The 3,559-nt window shown below is 58.4% G+C and carries 2 protein-coding genes and 1 pseudogene; 2 read left to right on the top strand and 1 reads right to left on the bottom strand.

Features of this window, described 5'->3' with window-relative positions; all coding sequences use genetic code 11:
• Positions 1–321: 321 nt before the first annotated feature.
• Positions 322–1,968, bottom strand: a pseudogene (gene ctaD, locus CK215_RS30475) (cytochrome c oxidase subunit I).
• A 333-nt stretch (positions 1,969–2,301) separates the two neighbouring features.
• On the opposite strand from ctaD, the gene CK215_RS30470 reads away from it, so the two are divergent.
• Positions 2,302–2,658: a DUF2243 domain-containing protein gene (locus CK215_RS30470; RefSeq protein ID WP_245418881.1), complete on the top strand. Its 357-nt coding sequence runs from the start codon at positions 2,302–2,304 to the stop codon at positions 2,656–2,658.
• Between the two features lie 251 nt (positions 2,659–2,909).
• Entirely contained in the window at positions 2,910–3,032 is a 123-nt protein-coding gene (locus CK215_RS32370; protein ID WP_280953098.1) for a hypothetical protein, read from the top strand.
• Positions 3,033–3,559 lie beyond the last annotated feature (527 nt).

The raw sequence follows: 3,559 nt of genomic DNA, 5'->3' as shown, positions 1-3,559 counted from the left end.
TCATGCATGCCAGTTTCGGATTCGGCTCCGACACACGGACGGTGTATTGCAGTCGCTTATTGTGCATGAACATGAGGTTTCTCCAGGGTTGGGGTTCCCCGAACATCCTTGGATCAGGAATGTTCCTTGGCGCTGACGCACATTGCAAACGGCGATGAACTATCCGCGAGCCCGACCGGAGGATCAGGAACGGCTCGCTAGGGGCCCGGTACTTTCCCGGGCCAACCCCAACCCCGTCGTGTTGGGATGCTGATTGAGGGCCACGAGAGCCAGGGCATTGGCTGCAGGGATCGTCACGCATGGCGCCGAAATCGACGCGGGCTATTTATTGATCGGGAGCCTGTCCCATTGATGGAACGGCGGTGGCGAAGGCAACATCCACTCCAAGGTGGTGGCCCCCGGACCCCAAGGATTGTCGCCGGCCTCCCTTCGTCTGTAGAAGGCGTCGACCACTCCGGCCAGGAAGAACAGTACGCTTGCGGCAGATATGTAGGAGCCATAGGAAGAGACCATATTCCAGCCCGCAAATGCATCAGGATAGTCTACATAGCGGCGTGGCATGCCGGCCAAACCTAAAAAGTGATGCGGAAAGAAACCAAGTTGACGCCTATAAAGCTCGTCCAGAAATGCACTCCCGCGAGTAGCGGATTATAAATATACCCGGTCATCTTCGGGAACCAGTAATACCAGCCCGCGAAGATCCCAAAAAGAGCTCCTAGTGAGAGAATGTAGTGGAAATGCGCCACGACGAAATAAGTGTCGTGCAATTCACGGTCGAGCGCAGCATTGGCCAGCTGAACGCCCGTTACCCCACCGATTGTGAACAGAAAGATGAATCCCAACGCCCAGAGCATGGGCGTTTGCAGGCGGATCGATCCGCCCCACATCGTGGCGATCCAGCAAAAGACCTTAATACCTGTCGGCACCGCAATCACCATTGTCGCGAAGGTAAAATAGCGCTGCGTGTCCAGGCCAATGCCGCTGGTGTACATGTGGTGCGCCCAGACGACAAACCCTATCGCGCCGATCGCCACGATCGCATAGACCATGCCGAGATAGCCGAAGATCGGCTTGCGCGAAATGTCGATATTATCTGACTTACAATGCCGAATGCCGGGAGGATCATGATGTATACTTCCGGATGACCGAAAAACCAGAAAAGATGAAGCAAATCGCCGCCCTGATCCGGCACGAAGAAGGCTGTGCCGAAATTGCGGTCGGTCAGCAACATGGTAATCGCGCCTGCCAGAACGGGAAGCGCGAGAAGAAGAAGGAATGCCGTGATCAGAACCGACCACGCCAAGAGAGGCATCTTGTGGAGCGTCATGCCGGGCGCACGCATGTTGAAGATCGTGGTGATGAAATTGATCGCCCCGAGGATGGATGAGGCCCCGGCAATGTGCAGCGACAGAATGACCAGGTCAACGGCAGGCCCAGGATGGCCCGACGTCGACAGCGTTGGGTAGAGGAACCATCCCGTTCCTGCACCATAGCCTCCTGGTACGCTGGGCATGAACAGCGACATCAAGAGCAAAATGAAGGCAGGCGGCAGCAGCCAGAAAGAAATGTTGTTCATCCGCGGGAAAGCCATATCAGGAGCCCCGATCATGAGCGGTATCATCCAGTTGGCAAAGCCGCCGATCAGACCGGGCATCACCGCGAAGAAGATCATGATAAGGGCGTGTGCTGTCGTGAATACGTTGTAGAGCTGCTTGCCTGCATCAATGGCCGTGGCATCCTCGAAGCCGTATACAAACGAGGCCAAGCCAGGAAAGATCTGTATACCCGGTTCCTGAAGTTCCATGCGCATAGCGACTGACAGGAGCATGCCAATGATGCCCGCGAGGATCGCGAAAATCAGATAAAGTGCCCGATGTCCTTGTGATTGGTTGAGAACAGCCATCGGGTGACTCCTGCCGGCTTGTGCGCCGCAGGCGGAGTATCGGCTTTCGCCGATGAGGCTGGCATAGTGATCTCCTTTGAGCAGGCAAGCGCGTCCCAACCTCGCGTTGGCGGTATTGTTCCTGATGATCAGCCGTAATCTCCAAGCCAAGGGAACAACTCCAACCCCGGGATGTTCGGGCAACGGGCTGAACAGGGAGCGACGTCTGATGCTCGAAACTATTGCCGCAGTGCTAGTACTCCTGGCTGTGGTCGGAGGCCTAATCTGTGCGTTCTGGATTGAGGCGAGCTATGGCGTCCACGGCTCACCGAAGACATTCCGGCTGCGCCAAGTCGACGACCTCAGACCGAGGTTGCCGGTCACCCCACGTCAGGCCACTTTGAGGTAGGGCGCCAGTCATGCGCTTGAACTGGCCAGCAATCAATCGGAAGGCCGTTGTCGGGTGGCTGCTCGTTGGCTTTGCGCTGGCCGGCTTTTTTGACGGCATCGTTCTGCATCAAATCCTGCAGTGGCACCACCTCCTGTCCGGCCTTCGCGAGCCGGCGGGATCAGACTTGCGCTTCCAAATTCTGGCGGACGGCCTCTTTCACCTGTTCATGTATCTGTTGTGCATTTTGGGCACGGTGTTGCTCGTGGCGGCTCGTGCATCTGGCGCGCGCCCCGGCACGACGAGCGAAATTCTACGGCTCGCCTTGGCGCCGGCCAGCCCTTCGAGGGTGCAAAGGACACGATCGTTGTCTTCCGCGAAGGTCTAAGCCAGGCCCGTTGTGGGTGAAGACGACATGCTGAGAGAAGCGACTTCGAACCGCTGGGCATCAAGCGAGAGCCCGCGAAGCCCGCTGCAGCAATCATGGCGCGGGTAGCCGGCACGGCGTTCATAACGCTGCCCGGCGGCCTCGGGGAACGGCTGTTGAAGCGTGTCGAGGAGGCCAGGGCGCCAAAGCCCGCGCAGCGTGTGCCGAGCGTCTTCGCGCTGATGTGTGCGGCCTGAGACGTTACCGGCCAGGTGAAGTTCCATCGCGGCGAGCACACGCTACGCCATTCGACCTCAAACGCGGCCCGCGCGATTTCCCTGATCGAGCGCAAGGCCAAGCTTTGGATCAAGCCGGCCAAGGGTATCGTCCAGTAAAGCAATCATCTCGAAGGCAACTAAAAGAAATGAACTCTTTCGCCACCTTTCGAACTTGAATCGTCCGGTGTGGGAAGGCGGTTAGGTGGTGAGCAGATCAGCGAAGCCGATCATTTCCTTCCATGCCCCACATTCGGCCAAGCCGTAGACCTGCCTGACCTACGGCAAATCATCTGGGATGAACACCCGGCCACAAGCCGCTGGAGAGGGGGGCAGTGGAGCAAATGTTACGCGGCGGGGCGACGGCGTTTTTCCGTCTGGACAAAGGTCGCATCAAACGGCTCCGATTAAACAGGGAAACCCGCCCCCGAGCCGAATCAACCACATAGTGAGCCAGGGCCGATCGCAACGCAGTTTGCTCACCCTATGGCCCCTTGTCCTCCGACGACCGTCGTCACCCCCCCCGCCCCCGCCCCGCTCGGCGGGCGTGATCTTTCTTAGCAATGCCACAAATGTGAGCGCCCGACGTCAGCGGTGCCGCTATAGGTCCTGTTGTCGCCCCAGCGTCGCCCGGACACGGCCGCGTA

Source organism: Mesorhizobium sp. WSM3864, assembly GCF_002294955.1.
GTDB lineage: Bacteria > Pseudomonadota > Alphaproteobacteria > Rhizobiales > Rhizobiaceae > Mesorhizobium.
Note: the sequence above shows the minus strand (reverse complement) of the source record. Positions and strands in the feature narration are given on the sequence as shown.

Bases quoted from the DNA above. Each gene is read 5' to 3' on its own strand.
- CK215_RS30470 (WP_245418881.1), top strand. From the start codon at position 2,302: ATGCGCTTGAACTGGCCAGCAATCAATCGGAAGGCCGTTGTCGGGTGG.